Genomic DNA, 16,307 nt, shown 5'->3' on the forward strand with positions numbered 1-16,307 from the left:
CGGTTTTTATTTATCTGGTGTCTAATTACACCTTAAGTGTTTTTAACATCTCTTCTGGAAGCGCCAACTCGTCGTTCTTGTTTACCGAAATACCTGCATCGATAATAGCTTGAGCAATCGCTTTTGCATCTTCTAGAGAGTGCATAGCTGCAGTGCCACACTGATACTCATTCAGTTCAGGGATCTTGTTCTGACCCTCTACCTTAAGCACGTCTTGCATAGCTGCTAGCCAGGCTTCAGCTACTTGGCTCTCAGTTGGAGTACCGATAAGGCTCATGTAGAAACCGGTACGACAACCCATTGGAGAGATATCGATGATCTCAACGCTGTCACCGTTTAGGTGATCACGCATAAAGCCAGCGTAAAGGTGCTCAAGGGTATGAATACCCTTCTCTGAAAGTAGCTCTTTGTTTGGCTGAGTAAAACGAAGGTCGAATACAGTGATGGTATCGCCACCCGGAGTCTGCATTGTCTTCGCTACGCGCACGGCTGGTGCGTGCATCTTAGTGTGGTCGACAGTAAAGCTATCTAGTAAAGGCATGTTGCGCTCCGGTTTATTTTAAATAGTCAAAGTAGTTTTCAAGAAAGTGGTCAAAATCTAGGGTATCACCCGCTTCCACTTGCTTTTGTTTCTCGACAGAGTCACGAACCTCGCTCTCCATCATCTGTTGATTGTACACCTGATACTCACTCTGTTGATACTGAGCCAGGTAGGCTTCACCAAGGGCTTCACCTAGAGCACCGTTACCACCATGCTCTTTAATCGCTTTCATCATCTGGCCAGACAATGTTTTCTCAGGAGAGTCGATCCAAGTTCGAAGCTCATTGCACACCTCGATATAGGCATTGCTCTGATGTGCTTCATCCATGGCTTTTGCAATCTGATCGAACTCATCAAATATACGGTGTGTCCATTGCTGTAGGGTCAGCTTTTCGCCATCACAGCCAATGGTCAAGTCAACACCATCACGACGACCTTCAGTAATCACAGACTCCCAGTTACGCTTCCAGCACTCAAGCTCACAATCATCCATATTGGCTGAGTCACTTAGCGCACACCAAGTTAGGAAGATATCTAGGAATCGGATCTGCTTGTCGTCGATACCGATAGGGCTAAATGGGTTCACGTCTAGTGAGCGTACTTCAATGTACTCTACACCACCACGTGATAAAGCCTCAGAAGGTTTCTCGCCACTCTTCGCCACACGCTTTGGTCGAATAGGAGCATACAGTTCGTTCTCGATCTGTAGAACGTTAGTATTCAGCTGCTTGTACTCCCCCTCCACCTTTACGCCAATCTTAGAGAACTTCTCAGATGGAGTGCGGATAGAGCGATTTAGACCCTCAAGATACTGTTCAACGCTGTTGAAACCAATCTTAAGTGCGCTTTGTTCACTATTGGTGTAACCAAGGTCACTTAAGCGTAATGAGGTCGCATAAGGCAGATGCAGTGTACCGTTTAGTTTCTCAAACGGTAGGTTCGTTTTCTTGCCCTGCAGGAAAGACTCACAGATAGCCGGCGACGCACCAAAGAAGTATGGGATCAGCCAACCGAAGCGATAGTAGTTACGGATAAGACCAAAGTAAGCATCCGATTTAGTCGCTTGGCGCTCTTCTTCTGTTTGCTCACCATGCAACGCATCCCAGAAGCTCTCAGGGAAAGAGAAGTTAAAATGCACACCAGAGATGATTTGCATCAGGCTACCGTATCTGTGCTTAAGTCCCTCGCGGTAAAGCGTTTTCATCTTACCTGAATTAGAGGTGCCGTACTGAGCCAGTTCAATATCATCTTCACTGTGCACTTTGCATGGCATAGACAGAGGCCATAGGCGCTCACCATCTAGCTTGCTATGTGCAAAATGGTGGATGTCCGTAAGCTGTGATAGCAAGGTTGAGATATCACGAGATACCGGAGTAATAAACTCCATCAGAGACTCTGAAAAGTCAGTGGTGATCCACTCATGAGTCAATGGTGAGCCTAGGGTATTAGGGTGTGGTGTAGTCGCCAAGTACCCGTCTGGGTTATAGCGAAGCGTCTCACGCTCCACGCCACGTCCAAATTGTGTAAACGCCTGCTTGTTTGAAGCTACTTGTTGCAGGCGAGAGTTAAAACTAGTCAAAACGAAACCACTTTTATGTTCTCTCCAAAGCCAAGGCCTGGAGATGGAAATCGGCATATTGCCTGTAATAAAAGAGTCCCGCGCAAAAGCGCAGGACGCGTATTTTATCTCTTAAATTGGTTCATCAAGGTTCAATTTCAAGGGTCTTGATGGGCAATTTTAGTTTCTGCAATTGAGGCGTTATCTTTTCAGCGTCCCCGACCACCACAATTTGGTAGTCATCCGGGTTAAACCACTTATTCGCCACCTCATTTAGGCTCTGCTTAGAAACATTGGCTACGATATCATTGCGCGTCGACAGATAATCGTAGTCTAGATTGTAGGTAAGGATTGCGCCAAGTAATGAGGCCTTTTGTCCCGGAGTCTCATATTTCAAGGCATCCTGCTGGCCTACAGCCAATCGCATAAACTCAATCTCTTGGTCGGTAAAACCATCCTGAGCCGCGCCTTCCATCTCTTTGATTAGCTCAACTAGAGCATCACCCGTAGAGTCCGCACGAACCTGAGCGGTTGCAACCAAGGCACCTACCTCTCTGTTAGCTGCAATATAGGTGCTCGCACCATAGGTGTAGCCCTTATCCTCACGAAGATTCTGGTTAATACGACTATTAAAGTTACCGCCCAAGTTGAAGTTAGCCAATTGAGTCAGATACATCTCACCGGTTGCGTCAAATGGTAGACCTCGGCGAACGAGACGCACTGTGCTCTGTGGCGCTCCCGGCTTATCCACCAAGTAAATACTGCGCTCTTCCTGCTGCGGCAGGCGCTGCTTGCGTAGGATCGGTGGCATATCCCCTTGCCAACTCGCCAGAGAATCTAGGCTATCTCTGACCTTAGCTTGCTCAAGATCGCCCACTATCACCACCTGAGTTCCTTTAGGGGTGTAGTACTGCTTATAGAAGTTCTTCACATCGTCAAGGGTCAAGCCTTTTACTGACTCGATCGTGCCAGAGCTTGAGCGACCATAGACGGTATTTCCGTACAACACCTGACGAGTGGCTTGAGAGGCAAGCCAAGAAGGTGTTTGATGCTCATAGATAACCCCTTCCAACATCTGACGCTTAACACGCTCGAAATCTTGTGGATCAAACTTAGGCGAAGATAACGCCTCTTCTACCAACTTTAGGGTTGGGACAAAGTTCTTGCTCAATGATGAAATAGTTACCGTTGAGCGGTATTGCCCTGCATCTAAAGACGCACTACTACCTAGCTTATCCAACTCGGCTTGAAGCTCTTCACTAGACAAACGGGTACCACCTTCAGAGACCATAGAAGCGGTAAGCGCAGCCAGCCCCTCTTTGCCTCGTGGCACATAACGATTACCTGCCGGCATCTTTATCTGCATCACTACGGTCGGAGTCTCTGAGGTTTGAGTGCCTAGCACCTCGATATCGTTATCCAGATGGAAGCTATACAACTCTGGCATAGTACCGCGTACCGCCCCTTGTGCTTCAGGAACCTTAGAACGATCAAAGGTATCTTCTACGAAGCGATAGTCTAGCTCACTGTCGAGGATAGGCTTTTGCTCTGGCAGATTGCGCGGTGGGGTGTCAAAGGTTGCCTCTCGCGCCGCCAATTCAAGTTTGCCTCTAGGCACTACAGACAGCGCCACCTTGTGCTTGTTTGGAATATAGGTCTGGTATGCCTTGTATACTGAATCAGGTGTCACCTTACCAAGCTTATCTAGCTCGGTTTGCAGTCTATCTGGCTGACCATAGAAGGTCTGGTTAGAGGCTAGCTGGGTCACCTTTCCGCGAACACTTTGTAAGGCGAAAACCGAGTCAGCTTCCGCGCGACCTTGCACTTGCTTAAGAAAATCAGGGTCAATGTCTTCTGGCTTCAGGCCATCAAGGATGCCCATCACCTCGTCATAAAGCGGGCTTAGATCTGCTCGTTTAGAGGAGTCCGCCATTACATACACAAAGAAATTACACGCAAGCTCGGCACACTGGTGGAAAGCTCCGGCATCGAGCGCCTTTTCAGTCTTCACCAGCTTTTGATACAAGATACTGTTACGCCCACTACCTAGTACCCTAGCGAGCATATCTATATTCTCGTTACCCTCAGCCCCTTGATAGGTGGTTGGCCAACCGATAAGAAGCATAGGCTGTTGAATCCTATCTTCTGTGGTCATGTAACGATCTTCAGGTAAGACAGCAGGCTGCTTAGGTGCAGACTCAACCTCGGGACCACGTGGGATAGGACCAAAGTATTTCTCGATCCACTCTAGCGCCTGCTCTTTCTCGAAATCGCCACCTATGGTTAGCACAGCGTTGTTGGGGCCATACCAGCGCAGGAAGAAGGCTTTTAGGTCGTTTACATCCACCCTATCTAGGTCTTCCACATAGCCAATGGTTTGCCAAGAATATGGGTGATCCGTCGGATACAGAGCCTCGCCCATACGCTCCCACATAAGACCGTAAGGACGGTTTTCATAGTTCTGTGCACGCTCGTTCTTCACCGTGTCGCGTTGGATCTCAAACTTGCGCTGAGAAACCGCCTCAAGCAGATAGCCCATACGGTCCGATTCGAGCCACAACACCTTCTCTAGTTGGTTCGAGGGTACGGTTTCAAAGTAATTGGTGCGGTCACGGTTGGTGGTACCATTTAATGAACCACCCGCTTCAGTGATCATCTTGAAATGCTGTTGATCGCCCACATGCTTGGAGCCTTGGAACATCATATGTTCAAAGAAGTGAGCGAATCCAGACTTGCCTTCCACCTCACGCGCGGAACCCACATGGTAAGTAACATCCACGTGAACCAAAGGATCAGAGTGATCCGGTGCTAGGATAACGGTCAAACCGTTCTCAAGTTGATATTTAGAATAAGCAATTGAGGCCTTACCTGGGGTTGCAGGCACCTCTTCAAGCAACTGAATTGCAGGCTTGGGTAAGACGGAGATCTTTTCTGCGGTAGTGCAAGCGGCTAAGCCCACTACTAGGCCAACACCAACAAGCATCTTAAGCTGGCTTTTAAGCTTTTGAGATATCATTGCCTTTCCTTACAAAGTTCCGAATCCCGCGAACAAACCCACCAGAGCGGCGTATCGCAAGAGTTTGCCTATGGCAATTAAAATGAGACAAGGGATAAAGCGCATGCGTAGCCAACCTGCAGCTAAGCATAGGGGATCACCTATGACCGGCGCCCAACTAAAGAGTAGCGCCCAGTAGCCATATTTATTGATCCATTGTAGAGCTTTATGACCATGTTTTTCGTCTTGAGTTCGATTTGGGATCCACAGCCCAAGCCAGTAGTTAGTTAATCCACCAAGGGTGTTACCTAGGGTCGCAACCAGGATAATACTGGTCACAGAATATTGATTCAGGCTCAAGGTAGCGAGTAGGGCTGCCTCTGAGCCACCGGGCAATAAGGTTGCACTTAAAAAGCCCGTAACAAATAGCAAGGTCAGGGCTGAATCGGCAAGCCACACGCCCAGCTGTTGAAAAACCGCGTCCATCAAATTCTTAAATGAAAAATCTATTCACTCATACTACCCAGATACTGACCAAATATCATGAGTTTAGTGTCAAAAAAAAGGATGCCATACAGCATCCTTTATCTGATGAATGATTCGAGCTTAGCCAACCAATGCTAGCAGAATACCAGCGGCTACCGCCGAGCCCAGTACGCCAGCCACATTTGGCCCCATGGCATGCATAAGCAAGAAGTTTTGCGGGTTAGACTCTAAGCCAACCTTGTTTACAACACGTGCAGCCATAGGCACTGCTGATACGCCTGCAGCACCGATCAGTGGGTTGATGTCTTCCTTGGAGAGCTTGTTCAGCATCTTAGCCATCAAGACACCAGCGGCAGTACCTATGCTGAATGCCACAGCACCTAAACCTAAAATACCAAGCGTCTCAATGTTCAAGAACTTATCCGCTTGAAGCTTAGAGCCAACACCAAGGCCAAGGAAAATGGTCACTATGTTGATAAGCTCGTTCTGAGCCGTCTTACTCAAGCGGTCCACAACACCGGCTTCACGCATCAGGTTACCTAAGCAGAACATACCCACTAGTGGTGTTGCTGATGGCAAGAACAAGATGGTCATCAAGAGTACGCCAAGAGGGAACAGGATCTTCTCTGTCTTACCTACAGGTCTTAGCTGAGCCATCTTGATAGAACGTTCTTTCTCGTTGGTCAGCGCTTTCATGATAGGCGGCTGGATAATTGGCACCAAAGCCATGTAGCTGTATGCCGCTACCGCGATCGCACCCAAGAGATCAGGCGACAAACGGCTGGCCAAGAAGATAGCCGTTGGACCGTCGGCGCCACCGATAATCGCAATGGAAGAAGCATCCGCTAAGGTGAACTCCATCCCCGGTACATAGTTAAGCAAGATAGCGCCAAACAGAGTAGCAAAGATACCAAACTGAGCTGCAGCACCTAGCCATAGAGTCTTAGGGTTTGCGATTAGGGCACCAAAGTCGGTCATCGCCCCAACGCCCATGAAAATGAGTAGCGGGAATACACCCGTGGCAATACCTACCTCATAAACCATATACAACAAACCACCTGGCTCGGTAAAGCCAGCATTTGGAATGTTAGCTAGGATGGCACCAAAGCCAATGGGTAGCAGTAGTAAGGGCTCAAAGCCCTTACGAATAGCGAGAAACAGCAGACCACATCCGACTAAGATCATGCAGATCTGGCCGAATTCAAAGTTAGCGATACCCGTCTCTTCCCAGAGAGTTAATAAACCGTCCATGTATCGCCTTCCTTAGGTCAAGCTAAGTAGAGGTGAGCCGACCGTAACCGAGTCGCCTTCTTTAACATGCAGATCTTGCACCACACCGCTGCGTGCAGCACGTACCTCGGTTTCCATCTTCATTGCTTCTAGAATAAGCAGTACATCGCCCTCTTCCACAGAAGTGCCACTGACCACGTTTACCTTAAAGATATTACCGGCAAGAGGCGCTGGCACGTCTTCGGTTGGGCCTGTATCTACAGGTGCTGCCGCTTGCTGAGGTGCTGCGTTAGTAACTGGAGCAACAGAAGTAAGCTCACCTTGCGGGCCAACTTCTACATCGTATACCTGACCATTCACCTTAACGCTGTATGCCTCAGTCCCCTTGCTTGAAGTTTTAGCAACAGGTGCTGCCACTTGAGCCTCTGCGGTCGGAGCTGGCTCGAACGCATCTGGGTTGTGGCGATTTTTCAGGAACTTGAGACCAACTTGCGGGAACAGAGCGTAGGTAAGCACGTCATCCTCAATCTCTTCAGCTAGAGAGATGTGCTCTTGCTTCGCCTTCTTCTGAAGCTCTTGAGTTAGACTATCGAATTCAGACTCCAACAAGTCTGCAGGGCGACAGGTAATAGGCTCTGCGCCCTCTAGTACCTTAGCTTGTAGTTCAGGGTTTAACTCAGCAGGAGCCGCGCCGTATTCACCCTTAAGTACACCAGCGGTCTCTTTAGTGATGCTCTTATAGCGCTCACCAGTAAGAACGTTGATCACCGCTTGAGTACCCACGATCTGTGAGGTTGGAGTTACCAAAGGAATGTAACCAAGGTCCTGACGTACGCGAGGGATCTCTTCTAGCACTTCGTCTAGACGATCAGCAGCCCCCTGCTCTTTCAGTTGGCCTTCCATATTAGTCAGCATGCCACCTGGCACTTGAGCGATCAGGATTCGTGAGTCTACGCCTTTAAGTTGACCTTCAAATTTGGCGTACTTCTTACGCACTTCTCTAAAGTAGGCAGCGATAGGTTCGATCTGATCAAGCTTCAGCTTGGTATCACGCTCAGTCCCCTCAAGCATGGCAACGACCGTCTCGGTCGGTGTGTGGCCATAGGTACAGCTCATTGATGAGATAGCCGTGTCTAGAATATCCACACCTGCTTCAACAGCTTTAACTGCAGTTGCCGTGCTCAGGCCGGTGGTGGCATGGCAGTGAAGCGCTAACGGAACATCACAAGACTCTTTAATACGGGTGATCAGCTCTTCAGCCTCATAAGGCTTAAGAAGGCCAGACATATCTTTGATACACAGTGAGTGACAGCCAAGGTCTTCAAGGCGTTTAGCAAGGTCTACCCAGGTATCAGCGTTATGTACAGGACTAGTAGTATAAGAAAGCGTGCCTTGAGCGTGTGCGCCCACATCCACTACAGACTTCACGGCCTTCTCGAAGTTGCGTACGTCATTCATCGCATCAAAGATGCGGAATACGTCCATACCGTTCTTATGTGCTCGCTCTACGAACTTTTCCACCACATCGTCAGCATAGTGACGGTAACCCAGAAGGTTCTGACCACGCAGCAGCATCTGCATCGGTGTATTTGGCATCGCCTTTTTAAGTTCGCGTAGACGCTCCCAAGGGTCTTCACCCAAGAAACGAATGCATGAGTCAAAGGTTGCTCCGCCCCAGGTCTCTAGAGACCAGTAGCCGACCTTATCCAATTCTGCGGCGATAGGAAGCATATCCTCAAGACGCATGCGTGTGGCAAACAGAGACTGATGCGCATCACGCAACACCACATCTGTAATCGCAAGTGGCTTAACCATAATTTAACTCCTTCTAAATCTTTCTTATTGCGAGGCTGCTGTTCGATACTTATGCACGGCGACAGAAATAGCCGCAACCACATTAGGGTCGACGTTATCAGCAGACGGGGCTTTGGTAATCTTTTGAGAATTCGTTGGGCTGGTTTGCGGTTCGACAGGCGCAGGGCCCACCAATTTAGACATGGTTTTAACCACAAACACTAGAAGCGTTAGAAAGATAAACACCATGGTCATTCCTAAGACCATGATTGAGGCTGCCTCTTGCAGCACTTCTACAATATTGTCCATATTTTCATCCTTGTAATCGTCATCCTGACGGCTGCATAAGCAGACATTGATTAGCGATTATCTAATTTGGTGAAAGTTTGTCAATTTTGTTTAACGCAAAACCAACAGTTTTGTGCACCAGTAAGCATAAAAAGTAATCGATTGCGTGTTTTAAAACTGCGATCTGGCTAGAAAACACCAAATTATCGAATGAAAACAAGGAGTTAAAGTTAATGAAATGTTCGGATTTTGTTATGAGAAAGTTACAAAAAAGCCCTGCAGATTTGCAGGGCTTGGAGATAGTGGCGCGTCCTGGAGGATTCGAACCTCCGACCGCCTGGTTCGTAGCCAGGTACTCTATCCAGCTGAGCTAAGGACGCGCATTGCTTCTTTCGAAGACTTTATAGAACCGCTAAAAAAGCAATTCATTGTAAAGAGTGGCGCGTCCTGGAGGATTCGAACCTCCGACCGCCTGGTTCGTAGCCAGGTACTCTATCCAGCTGAGCTAAGGACGCGCATTGCTTCTTTCGAAGACTTTATAGAACCGCTAAAAAAGCAATTCATTGTAAAGAGTGGCGCGTCCTGGAGGATTCGAACCTCCGACCGCCTGGTTCGTAGCCAGGTACTCTATCCAGCTGAGCTAAGGACGCGCAATGCTTCTTTCGAAGACTTTATAGAACCGCTAAAAGGCAATTCATTGTAAGAGTGGCGCGTCCTGGAGGATTCGAACCTCCGACCGCCTGGTTCGTAGCCAGGTACTCTATCCAGCTGAGCTAAGGACGCGCAATGCTTCTTTCGAAGACTTTGTAGAACCGCTAAAAAGCAATTCATTGTAAGAGTGGCGCGTCCTGGAGGATTCGAACCTCCGACCGCCTGGTTCGTAGCCAGGTACTCTATCCAGCTGAGCTAAGGACGCACGGTGCTTCTAAATTGAAGGGCGTGAAGTTTATCACACTTTCTATTATTAGAAACAAAAAAATTGACCTAAAGGTCAATAAATGGCGGTGAGGGAGGGATTCGAACCCTCGATACGGCTACAAACCGTATACTCCCTTAGCAGGGGAGCGCCTTCAGCCTCTCGGCCACCTCACCGCATTAGTTCGTTGAAACGATATGGCGCGCTCGGAAGGATTCGAACCTTCGACCGCCTGGTTCGTAGCCAGGTACTCTATCCAGCTGAGCTACGAGCGCGCAACGTTCTAAATCAAGAACTTAGCAAGAATGGCGGTGAGGGAGGGATTCGAACCCTCGATACGGCTACAAACCGTATACTCCCTTAGCAGGGGAGCGCCTTCAGCCTCTCGGCCACCTCACCGTCTTGCGGAGGCACATATTACGATTTACCAAAAATAAGTCAAACAATTTCTTGGCAAAATGTAGGAAAAAGTAGTTAACAGACCAAGTTTCAACCAAATGGTCAAAAATTACTATTTAAGTGCCCAAAAATTAAAAAAGCTAGCCACTTGGCTAGCTTTAGTCAGGTATAGATTAGTAGTTACCTGATGCTACGTTTCCGTTGCCTTTCTCAGCTTGGATACGCATGTAAATCTCTTCACGATGAACAGAAACTTCTTTAGGTGCGTTAACACCGATACGTACTTGGTTTCCCTTAACGCCAAGAACAGTAACGGTAACTTCATCACCAATCATTAGGGTTTCGCCAACTCGGCGAGTCAGAATTAGCATTTGATAGCTCCTTGCTTTCACTCAAATTACTTTGAGATCTATTATTCAATAAAAATAACAATATGGTAAAGGACTTATTACAAAATAAGCGCTTTTTTGTTTTCAATTAGTGCTGATTCCTGCTCAATATAAAAAGCATGAACCAAATTTGCTGCTGAGTCCAAATCTGCGGGTAATAATAGCAACTTCACTACCCCATCACACTCAAAACTATCAATAACATTGATATTCTCTGCCTTGAGTCTCGTTTCTGCGTCTCTTTTTATGCCCCCGAGTGCAGACCCTACAAGCGTAAGGGCGCTGGTAATATCAACACTTTCGATTTCATCAGAAAGGACTTGAAGCAGTTTTGATACGTCTAGACTGTTCACCACCAAACTATCAGAGGTGCTGTGTTGCACAGCAATTCCGAGCAGTTGGCATTGGGTCGCTACTTTATCAGCGTTATCAGAAATTAATTTGATTTTCGATAAGTCTCGTTGCAGTGCTAGGCCACAAACCTCTTCGCGTGAGGACAATTTAGTCACTAGTGTCCCACCTTGAGGAGAGAAAGATGAAAGCACTCGAATGTCTAGATTTCTATTAGCGGCATATTCCACACATGGCAGGTGCAAAACCTTAGCACCGTGCTCGGCCATCACCTTCATATCTTGAAAATCTACCTGCTCCATCTTCTGTGCATTGCTAACAACCCTAGGATCACAGCTATATACACCATCGACATCGGTGAAGATTTGGCACTCTTGCGCCTCGAGTAGGCCAGCTAGAGTCACCGCACTGGTGTCGGACCCACCACGACCAAGGGTAGTGATAGCACCGTCTTGATTCATACCTTGGAAGCCAGCCACGATCACTATCTGATCATCATCGAGTAAACCGTAGATTTTCTGTTTATCTACCGACTGTATCGTCGCTTGATTGTGTGTATCGTCAGTAACAATGCCTGCTTGCCACCCCGTTAAGGAGGTTGCCTGATAACCCAGTTTATTCAGTGTCATTGCGAGCAAGGCTATCGTCACCTGCTCTCCAGCTGAGAGGATGACATCTAACTCTCGGGCATTGGGTACATTGTCCACTTCGTACGCTAGACCTTGCAGTCTATTGGTCTCTCCAGACATGGCTGAAACGACCACCAAAATTTGATTACCTTCGTTCTTAGATTTGATTACCTGCTCAGCCACAGCGCGGATGCGCTCAACAGAGCCAACGGAGGTCCCACCAAATTTTTGCACAATCAATGGTTTTTTCACTTACTCTTCCACCTTCCTAAAAAAGTCTTCTGCTTTTTGCTTGGACATTTAAAACGAATAAAACCAAGTTTTCCTCTCAGAAAACTTGGTTTGCACAAATCTGGTGCGAGACTAGTTGAGTTAGCCTCTGCACGCAACCCTTTTGTTTACAGGCGCTCTTCCAGCCAAGGAAGAACTGACTTCATTGCCTCTGGCAATGCGTCAACGTCGTTACCACCTGCTTGCGCCATGTCTGGACGACCGCCGCCTTTACCGCCAACTTGAGTTGCAACCAAGTTCACTAGCTCACCCGCTTTCACTTTGGAGGTTAGATCTTTAGTTACACCAGCGATAAGAGCAATCTTGCCACCAGCAACATTTGCTAACAAGATAACGCCGCTACCTACTTGGTTCTTCAGGTCGTCAACCATGGTACGAAGTGCTTTGCTGTCACCATCTTTTAGTCCAGCGATCAGGACCTTAGTTCCATTGATCTCTTGAACCTTACCTATTAGGTTAGCGCTCTCTTGGTTAGCTAGTTTATCTTTCAGTTGAGCAATTTCTTTCTCAAGAGACTTAGACTTAGCCACTGCCTCCGCTAGCTTAGCTTGAGCCTGCTCTTGCTGCTGTTCAAACACATCAAGTGCTGCATCTGCTGTTACCGCTTCGATACGACGGATACCTGCTGCGATACCACCCTCAGATGCGATCTTAAACAGACCAATATCACCCGTGTTAGTCGCGTGGATACCACCACAAAGCTCAGTAGAGAAGTCGCCCATAGAAAGTACACGAACCTCATCGTCATACTTCTCACCGAATAGCGCCATAGCACCCTTCTGCTTAGCAGACTCGATGTCCATAACGTTGGTTTCAATCACATGGTTACGACGAACCTCAGCGTTTACTAGACGCTCAACCTGCTTGATCTCATCAGCTGTCATAGCTTCAAGATGAGAGAAGTCGAAGCGAAGGCCATCAGGCTTAACCAGTGAGCCTTTCTGAGTAACGTGCTCGCCAAGGATTTGACGAAGAGCCGCGTGCAGAAGGTGCGTTGCAGAGTGGTTTAGAGAAACCAATGCACGGCGTTCAGCATCAACATCCGCTTCAACCGCTTCACCCTTACTCATAACGCCTTGGGTAAGTTCACCGTGGTGAGCAATTGCGTTACCTAGCTTCTGAGTGTCGGTTACTGTGAATAGACCAGTCTCAGTCTTAAGCACACCTGTGTCACCACATTGGCCACCAGACTCAGCATAGAATGGCGTCTCTTTAAGAATTAGGATAGCTTTTTGACCTGCAGATAGGTTTTCAGACTCAACGCCCTCTACAAAGATAGCTTCAAGCTCACTGTTAACTGTGCTAGCCGAATAACCGCAGAACTCAGAAGTGCTGTCGATCTTAATTGCTTGGTTGTAGTCAGTACCGAATTGACCAGCTTCGCGAGCACGCTGACGCTGTGCTTCCATCGCTTTTTCGAAGCCTTCTTCATCGATAGAGAACTCACGCTCACGCGCTACATCGTTAGTAAGGTCAGCCGGGAAGCCATAGGTGTCGTACAGTTTAAATACTGTCTCACCGTCAAGAACGGTTTCATCTTTCGCACTTAGTGACTCAAGAGATTCGTTTAGGATTACCATGCCACGCTCTAGCGTACGGCCAAAGTTTTCCTCTTCGATACGAAGTACTTTCTCTACAAGGCCTTGCTGCTTCTTAAGCTCAGCACCCGCCTCGCCCATAACATCAGCAAGTACGCCCACTAACTTGTGGAAGAATACGCCTTGTGCACCTAGTTTGTTACCGTGACGAACAGCGCGACGAATAATACGACGAAGTACATAACCACGGCCTTCGTTAGAAGGCATTACACCGTCAACGATCAAGAAAGAACAAGAACGGATGTGGTCTGCAATAACACGTAGCGATTGGTTGCTCAGGTCTTCATAGCCGATTACTTCAGCAGCAGACTTAATCAGCGTTTGGAATACGTCGATCTCATAGTTCGAGTGAACGCCCTGCATGATTGCTGAGATACGCTCAATACCCATACCAGTATCAACAGCAGGCTTTGGAAGAGGTTCCATAGTGCCGTCTGCGTGACGGTTGAACTGCATGAATACGTTGTTCCAGATCTCGATGAAACGGTCACCATCTTCTTCTGGCGTACCAGGACGACCACCCCAGATGTGCTCACCATGGTCATAGAAGATCTCTGTACATGGACCACAAGGACCAGTATCACCCATAGTCCAGAAGTTATCTGACTCGTATGGCTTACCGCCTTTCTTGTCACCGATTCGAATAATGCGTTCGGCATCAATACCGATCTCTTTGTTCCAGATCTCGAATGCTTCGTCATCTGTTTCATAAACAGTTACTAGAAGCTTTTCTTTTGGTAGTTCTAGAGTTTCGGTCAAGAATTCCCAAGCAAACTTGATAGCGTCTTGCTTGAAGTAATCACCGAAACTGAAGTTACCTAGCATTTCGAAGAAGGTGTGGTGACGTGCAGTAAAACCAACGTTCTCAAGGTCGTTGTGTTTACCACCAGCACGTACACAGCGCTGGGCAGAGGTTGCTCGGGTGTAGGCTCGTTTTTCAGCGCCTAGGAAGCAATCTTTAAACTGGTTCATACCCGCGTTGGTAAACAGCAGAGTAGGATCGTTGTGTGGTACTAGAGAAGAACTCTCTACGATCTGGTGCCCTTTACTTTCAAAGAACTTTAAAAAGGCACTACGAATTTCTGCGGTGCTCATGTACATGCGACAATTCCTGAAATGATCATGTGGAAAATTTTGCCACATTCTACACTTAAGTCGCTTTAATATGCTAGTTTCTGCATCAAGTTAGGCGTAGATGATTTGTTCAATTTTAGGATCAGCTGCAATGCCAAGGAGTTAGGCTAGAAGGGAAATGAAGGGGCTAAACTAGTCTTTGCCTAGGGCATACTTGATTTGCTCGAAGCTGAAGCCTCGATACTGCAGAAAACGAACCTGTTTTGCATACTCTTTCGGGTCGCTTGCCTCTGCACCTTTGAACTTTTTAAACGCAGTCTCTTTGGCAAGTTCAAACCAATCCTGTGGCTCTGCCTCTAATGCCTCTTCCACAACTTGATCGGACACTTTTTTGATATTGAGCTCTTGGCGAATACGACGCTCACCATGGCCTTTCGCAACATGTTGGCGCACCTGACTTTTGGCGTAACGAAAATCGTCAAGATAGTGGTGCTCTACGCAAAAAGAGATTGCCTCATCGATATCCGATAGCTCATAGCCCTTATTGAGAAGCTTCTGCCCTAACTCATAGCGACCATGGTCACGACGACTCAATAGGTTCAGTGCGGCTTCTTTGGCTGACCACTGATTGGCTGTTTTTCTGTTTGCTGTTGCGTACATATTTCTCCTCTCTTAGAAACAAATAGAGCCCAATTAAGGGCTCTATCTCAAAGGAATCTAAGCTTATTCAACTTCGATTTCTGAAGACTCTTCTAGCTGAGCGGTAGTCAGTAGCATCTGACGAAGCTTAGCATCGATAGCTTGTGCCGCTTCTGGGTTCTCACGCAGGAACTTACACGCGTTCGCTTTACCCTGACCGATCTTGTCACCATTGTAGCTGTACCAAGCACCCGCTTTTTCTACTAGCTTGTGTTTAACACCTAGGTCGATTAACTCGCCCTCACGGTTAAAGCCTTGGCCGTACATGATCTGTGTTTCCGCTTGCTTAAATGGAGCTGCAATCTTGTTCTTAACTACCTTAATACGAGTTTCGTTACCTACTACTTCGTCACCCTCTTTGATAGCGCCAGTACGACGGATATCTAGACGAACTGAAGCATAGAACTTAAGTGCGTTACCACCAGTGGTAGTCTCTGGGTTACCAAACATCACACCGATCTTCATACGGATCTGGTTGATGAAGATACACATACAGTTAGATTGCTTAAGGTTACCCGTCAGCTTACGCATAGCTTGAGAAAGCATACGAGCTTGAAGACCCATGTGGCTGTCGCCCATCTCGCCTTCAATTTCTGCTTTTGGAGTTAGAGCAGCTACTGAGTCAACAACCAGAACGTCTACTGCGCCAGAACGAGCCAGTGCATCACAGATTTCGAGAGCTTGCTCACCCGTATCTGGCTGAGAAACAAGAAGTTGGTCGATATCTACGCCAAGCTTTTGAGCGTATACAGGGTCTAGAGCGTGCTCAGCATCAACAAATGCACAGGTTTTACCTTCACGTTGTGCAGCTGCAATAAGCTCTAGAGTTAGAGTAGTTTTACCCGAAGATTCAGGACCGAAAATTTCAACGATACGCCCCATTGGCAAACCACCAGCACCAAGAGCGATATCAAGAGAGAGTGAGCCAGTAGAAATGGTTTCAACGTCCATTGCTTTGTTGTCACCAAGGCGCATGATAGAGCCTTTACCGAACTGCTTTTCAATTTGACCTAGCGCCGCGGCCAGTGCTTTTTGTTTATTTTCGTCCATTACTTGCTCCAAAAAGACG

At 47.6% G+C, this 16,307-nt stretch carries 12 protein-coding genes and 8 tRNA genes; all 20 read right to left on the minus strand.

Going from position 1 to position 16,307, the window contains the following annotated elements; genetic code table 11:
- Nucleotides 1-25 precede the first annotated feature (25 nt).
- The 20 genes from luxS to recA all read right to left on the minus strand — a co-directional run bounded on the left by luxS (nucleotide 26) and on the right by recA (nucleotide 16,288).
- Entirely contained in the window at nucleotides 26-541 is a 516-nt protein-coding gene (gene luxS / locus Pcarn_RS11310; RefSeq protein WP_261833978.1) for an S-ribosylhomocysteine lyase, read from the minus strand.
- A gap of 13 nt (nucleotides 542-554) precedes the next feature.
- Nucleotides 555-2,120, minus strand: a complete 1,566-nt coding sequence (gene gshA / locus Pcarn_RS11315) for a glutamate--cysteine ligase (RefSeq protein WP_261833979.1) — start codon at nucleotides 2,118-2,120, stop codon at nucleotides 555-557.
- A 124-nt stretch (nucleotides 2,121-2,244) separates the two neighbouring features.
- Nucleotides 2,245-5,115 (minus strand): M16 family metallopeptidase, encoded by a 2,871-nt coding sequence (locus tag Pcarn_RS11320; RefSeq protein WP_390904436.1) that lies wholly within the window; start codon nucleotides 5,113-5,115, stop codon nucleotides 2,245-2,247.
- A 9-nt stretch (nucleotides 5,116-5,124) separates the two neighbouring features.
- Complete coding sequence (locus Pcarn_RS11325) at nucleotides 5,125-5,580, minus strand: YqaA family protein (RefSeq protein ID WP_261833980.1); 456 nt, start codon at nucleotides 5,578-5,580, stop codon at nucleotides 5,125-5,127.
- A 120-nt stretch (nucleotides 5,581-5,700) separates the two neighbouring features.
- The gene (locus tag Pcarn_RS11330) at nucleotides 5,701-6,831 is read right to left on the minus strand and encodes a sodium ion-translocating decarboxylase subunit beta (RefSeq protein WP_261833981.1); all 1,131 of its coding nucleotides are present in this window, start codon (nucleotides 6,829-6,831) and stop codon (nucleotides 5,701-5,703) included.
- A gap of 12 nt (nucleotides 6,832-6,843) precedes the next feature.
- Entirely contained in the window at nucleotides 6,844-8,625 is a 1,782-nt protein-coding gene (oadA, locus tag Pcarn_RS11335) for a sodium-extruding oxaloacetate decarboxylase subunit alpha (protein ID WP_261833982.1), read from the minus strand.
- Nucleotides 8,626-8,649: 24 nt separating this feature from the next.
- Nucleotides 8,650-8,913 (minus strand): oxaloacetate decarboxylase subunit gamma, encoded by a 264-nt coding sequence (locus Pcarn_RS11340; RefSeq protein WP_261833983.1) that lies wholly within the window; start codon nucleotides 8,911-8,913, stop codon nucleotides 8,650-8,652.
- Nucleotides 8,914-9,195: 282 nt separating this feature from the next.
- Nucleotides 9,196-9,272, minus strand: a tRNA-Arg gene (locus Pcarn_RS11345).
- A gap of 58 nt (nucleotides 9,273-9,330) precedes the next feature.
- A tRNA-Arg gene (locus Pcarn_RS11350) sits at nucleotides 9,331-9,407 on the minus strand.
- Nucleotides 9,408-9,465: 58 nt separating this feature from the next.
- Nucleotides 9,466-9,542: transfer RNA gene (locus tag Pcarn_RS11355), tRNA-Arg, on the minus strand.
- A 56-nt stretch (nucleotides 9,543-9,598) separates the two neighbouring features.
- Nucleotides 9,599-9,675, minus strand: a tRNA-Arg gene (locus Pcarn_RS11360).
- Nucleotides 9,676-9,731: 56 nt separating this feature from the next.
- Nucleotides 9,732-9,808 (minus strand) — tRNA-Arg (locus Pcarn_RS11365).
- An 83-nt stretch (nucleotides 9,809-9,891) separates the two neighbouring features.
- Nucleotides 9,892-9,984 (minus strand) — tRNA-Ser (locus Pcarn_RS11370).
- A 22-nt stretch (nucleotides 9,985-10,006) separates the two neighbouring features.
- Nucleotides 10,007-10,083 (minus strand) — tRNA-Arg (locus Pcarn_RS11375).
- Nucleotides 10,084-10,114: 31 nt separating this feature from the next.
- Nucleotides 10,115-10,207 (minus strand) — tRNA-Ser (locus Pcarn_RS11380).
- A 173-nt stretch (nucleotides 10,208-10,380) separates the two neighbouring features.
- Nucleotides 10,381-10,578: a carbon storage regulator CsrA gene (gene csrA / locus Pcarn_RS11385; protein ID WP_004415691.1), complete on the minus strand. Its 198-nt coding sequence runs from the start codon at nucleotides 10,576-10,578 to the stop codon at nucleotides 10,381-10,383.
- A 77-nt stretch (nucleotides 10,579-10,655) separates the two neighbouring features.
- Complete coding sequence (locus Pcarn_RS11390; RefSeq protein ID WP_261833984.1) at nucleotides 10,656-11,828, minus strand: aspartate kinase; 1,173 nt, start codon at nucleotides 11,826-11,828, stop codon at nucleotides 10,656-10,658.
- Nucleotides 11,829-11,974: 146 nt separating this feature from the next.
- Nucleotides 11,975-14,566, minus strand: coding sequence for an alanine--tRNA ligase (gene alaS / locus Pcarn_RS11395; protein WP_261833985.1), 2,592 nt, complete (start codon nucleotides 14,564-14,566; stop codon nucleotides 11,975-11,977).
- 165 nt (nucleotides 14,567-14,731) lie between these two features.
- On the minus strand, nucleotides 14,732-15,199 hold the full coding sequence (gene recX / locus Pcarn_RS11400) for a recombination regulator RecX (protein WP_261833986.1): 468 nt from the start codon (nucleotides 15,197-15,199) through the stop codon (nucleotides 14,732-14,734).
- A 63-nt stretch (nucleotides 15,200-15,262) separates the two neighbouring features.
- Nucleotides 15,263-16,288 (minus strand): recombinase RecA, encoded by a 1,026-nt coding sequence (gene recA / locus Pcarn_RS11405; RefSeq protein WP_261833987.1) that lies wholly within the window; start codon nucleotides 16,286-16,288, stop codon nucleotides 15,263-15,265.
- Between the last annotated feature and the right edge of the window lie 19 nt (nucleotides 16,289-16,307).

Source organism: Vibrio ishigakensis, assembly GCF_024347675.1.
GTDB classification, from domain to species: Bacteria; Pseudomonadota; Gammaproteobacteria; order Enterobacterales; family Vibrionaceae; genus Vibrio; species Vibrio ishigakensis.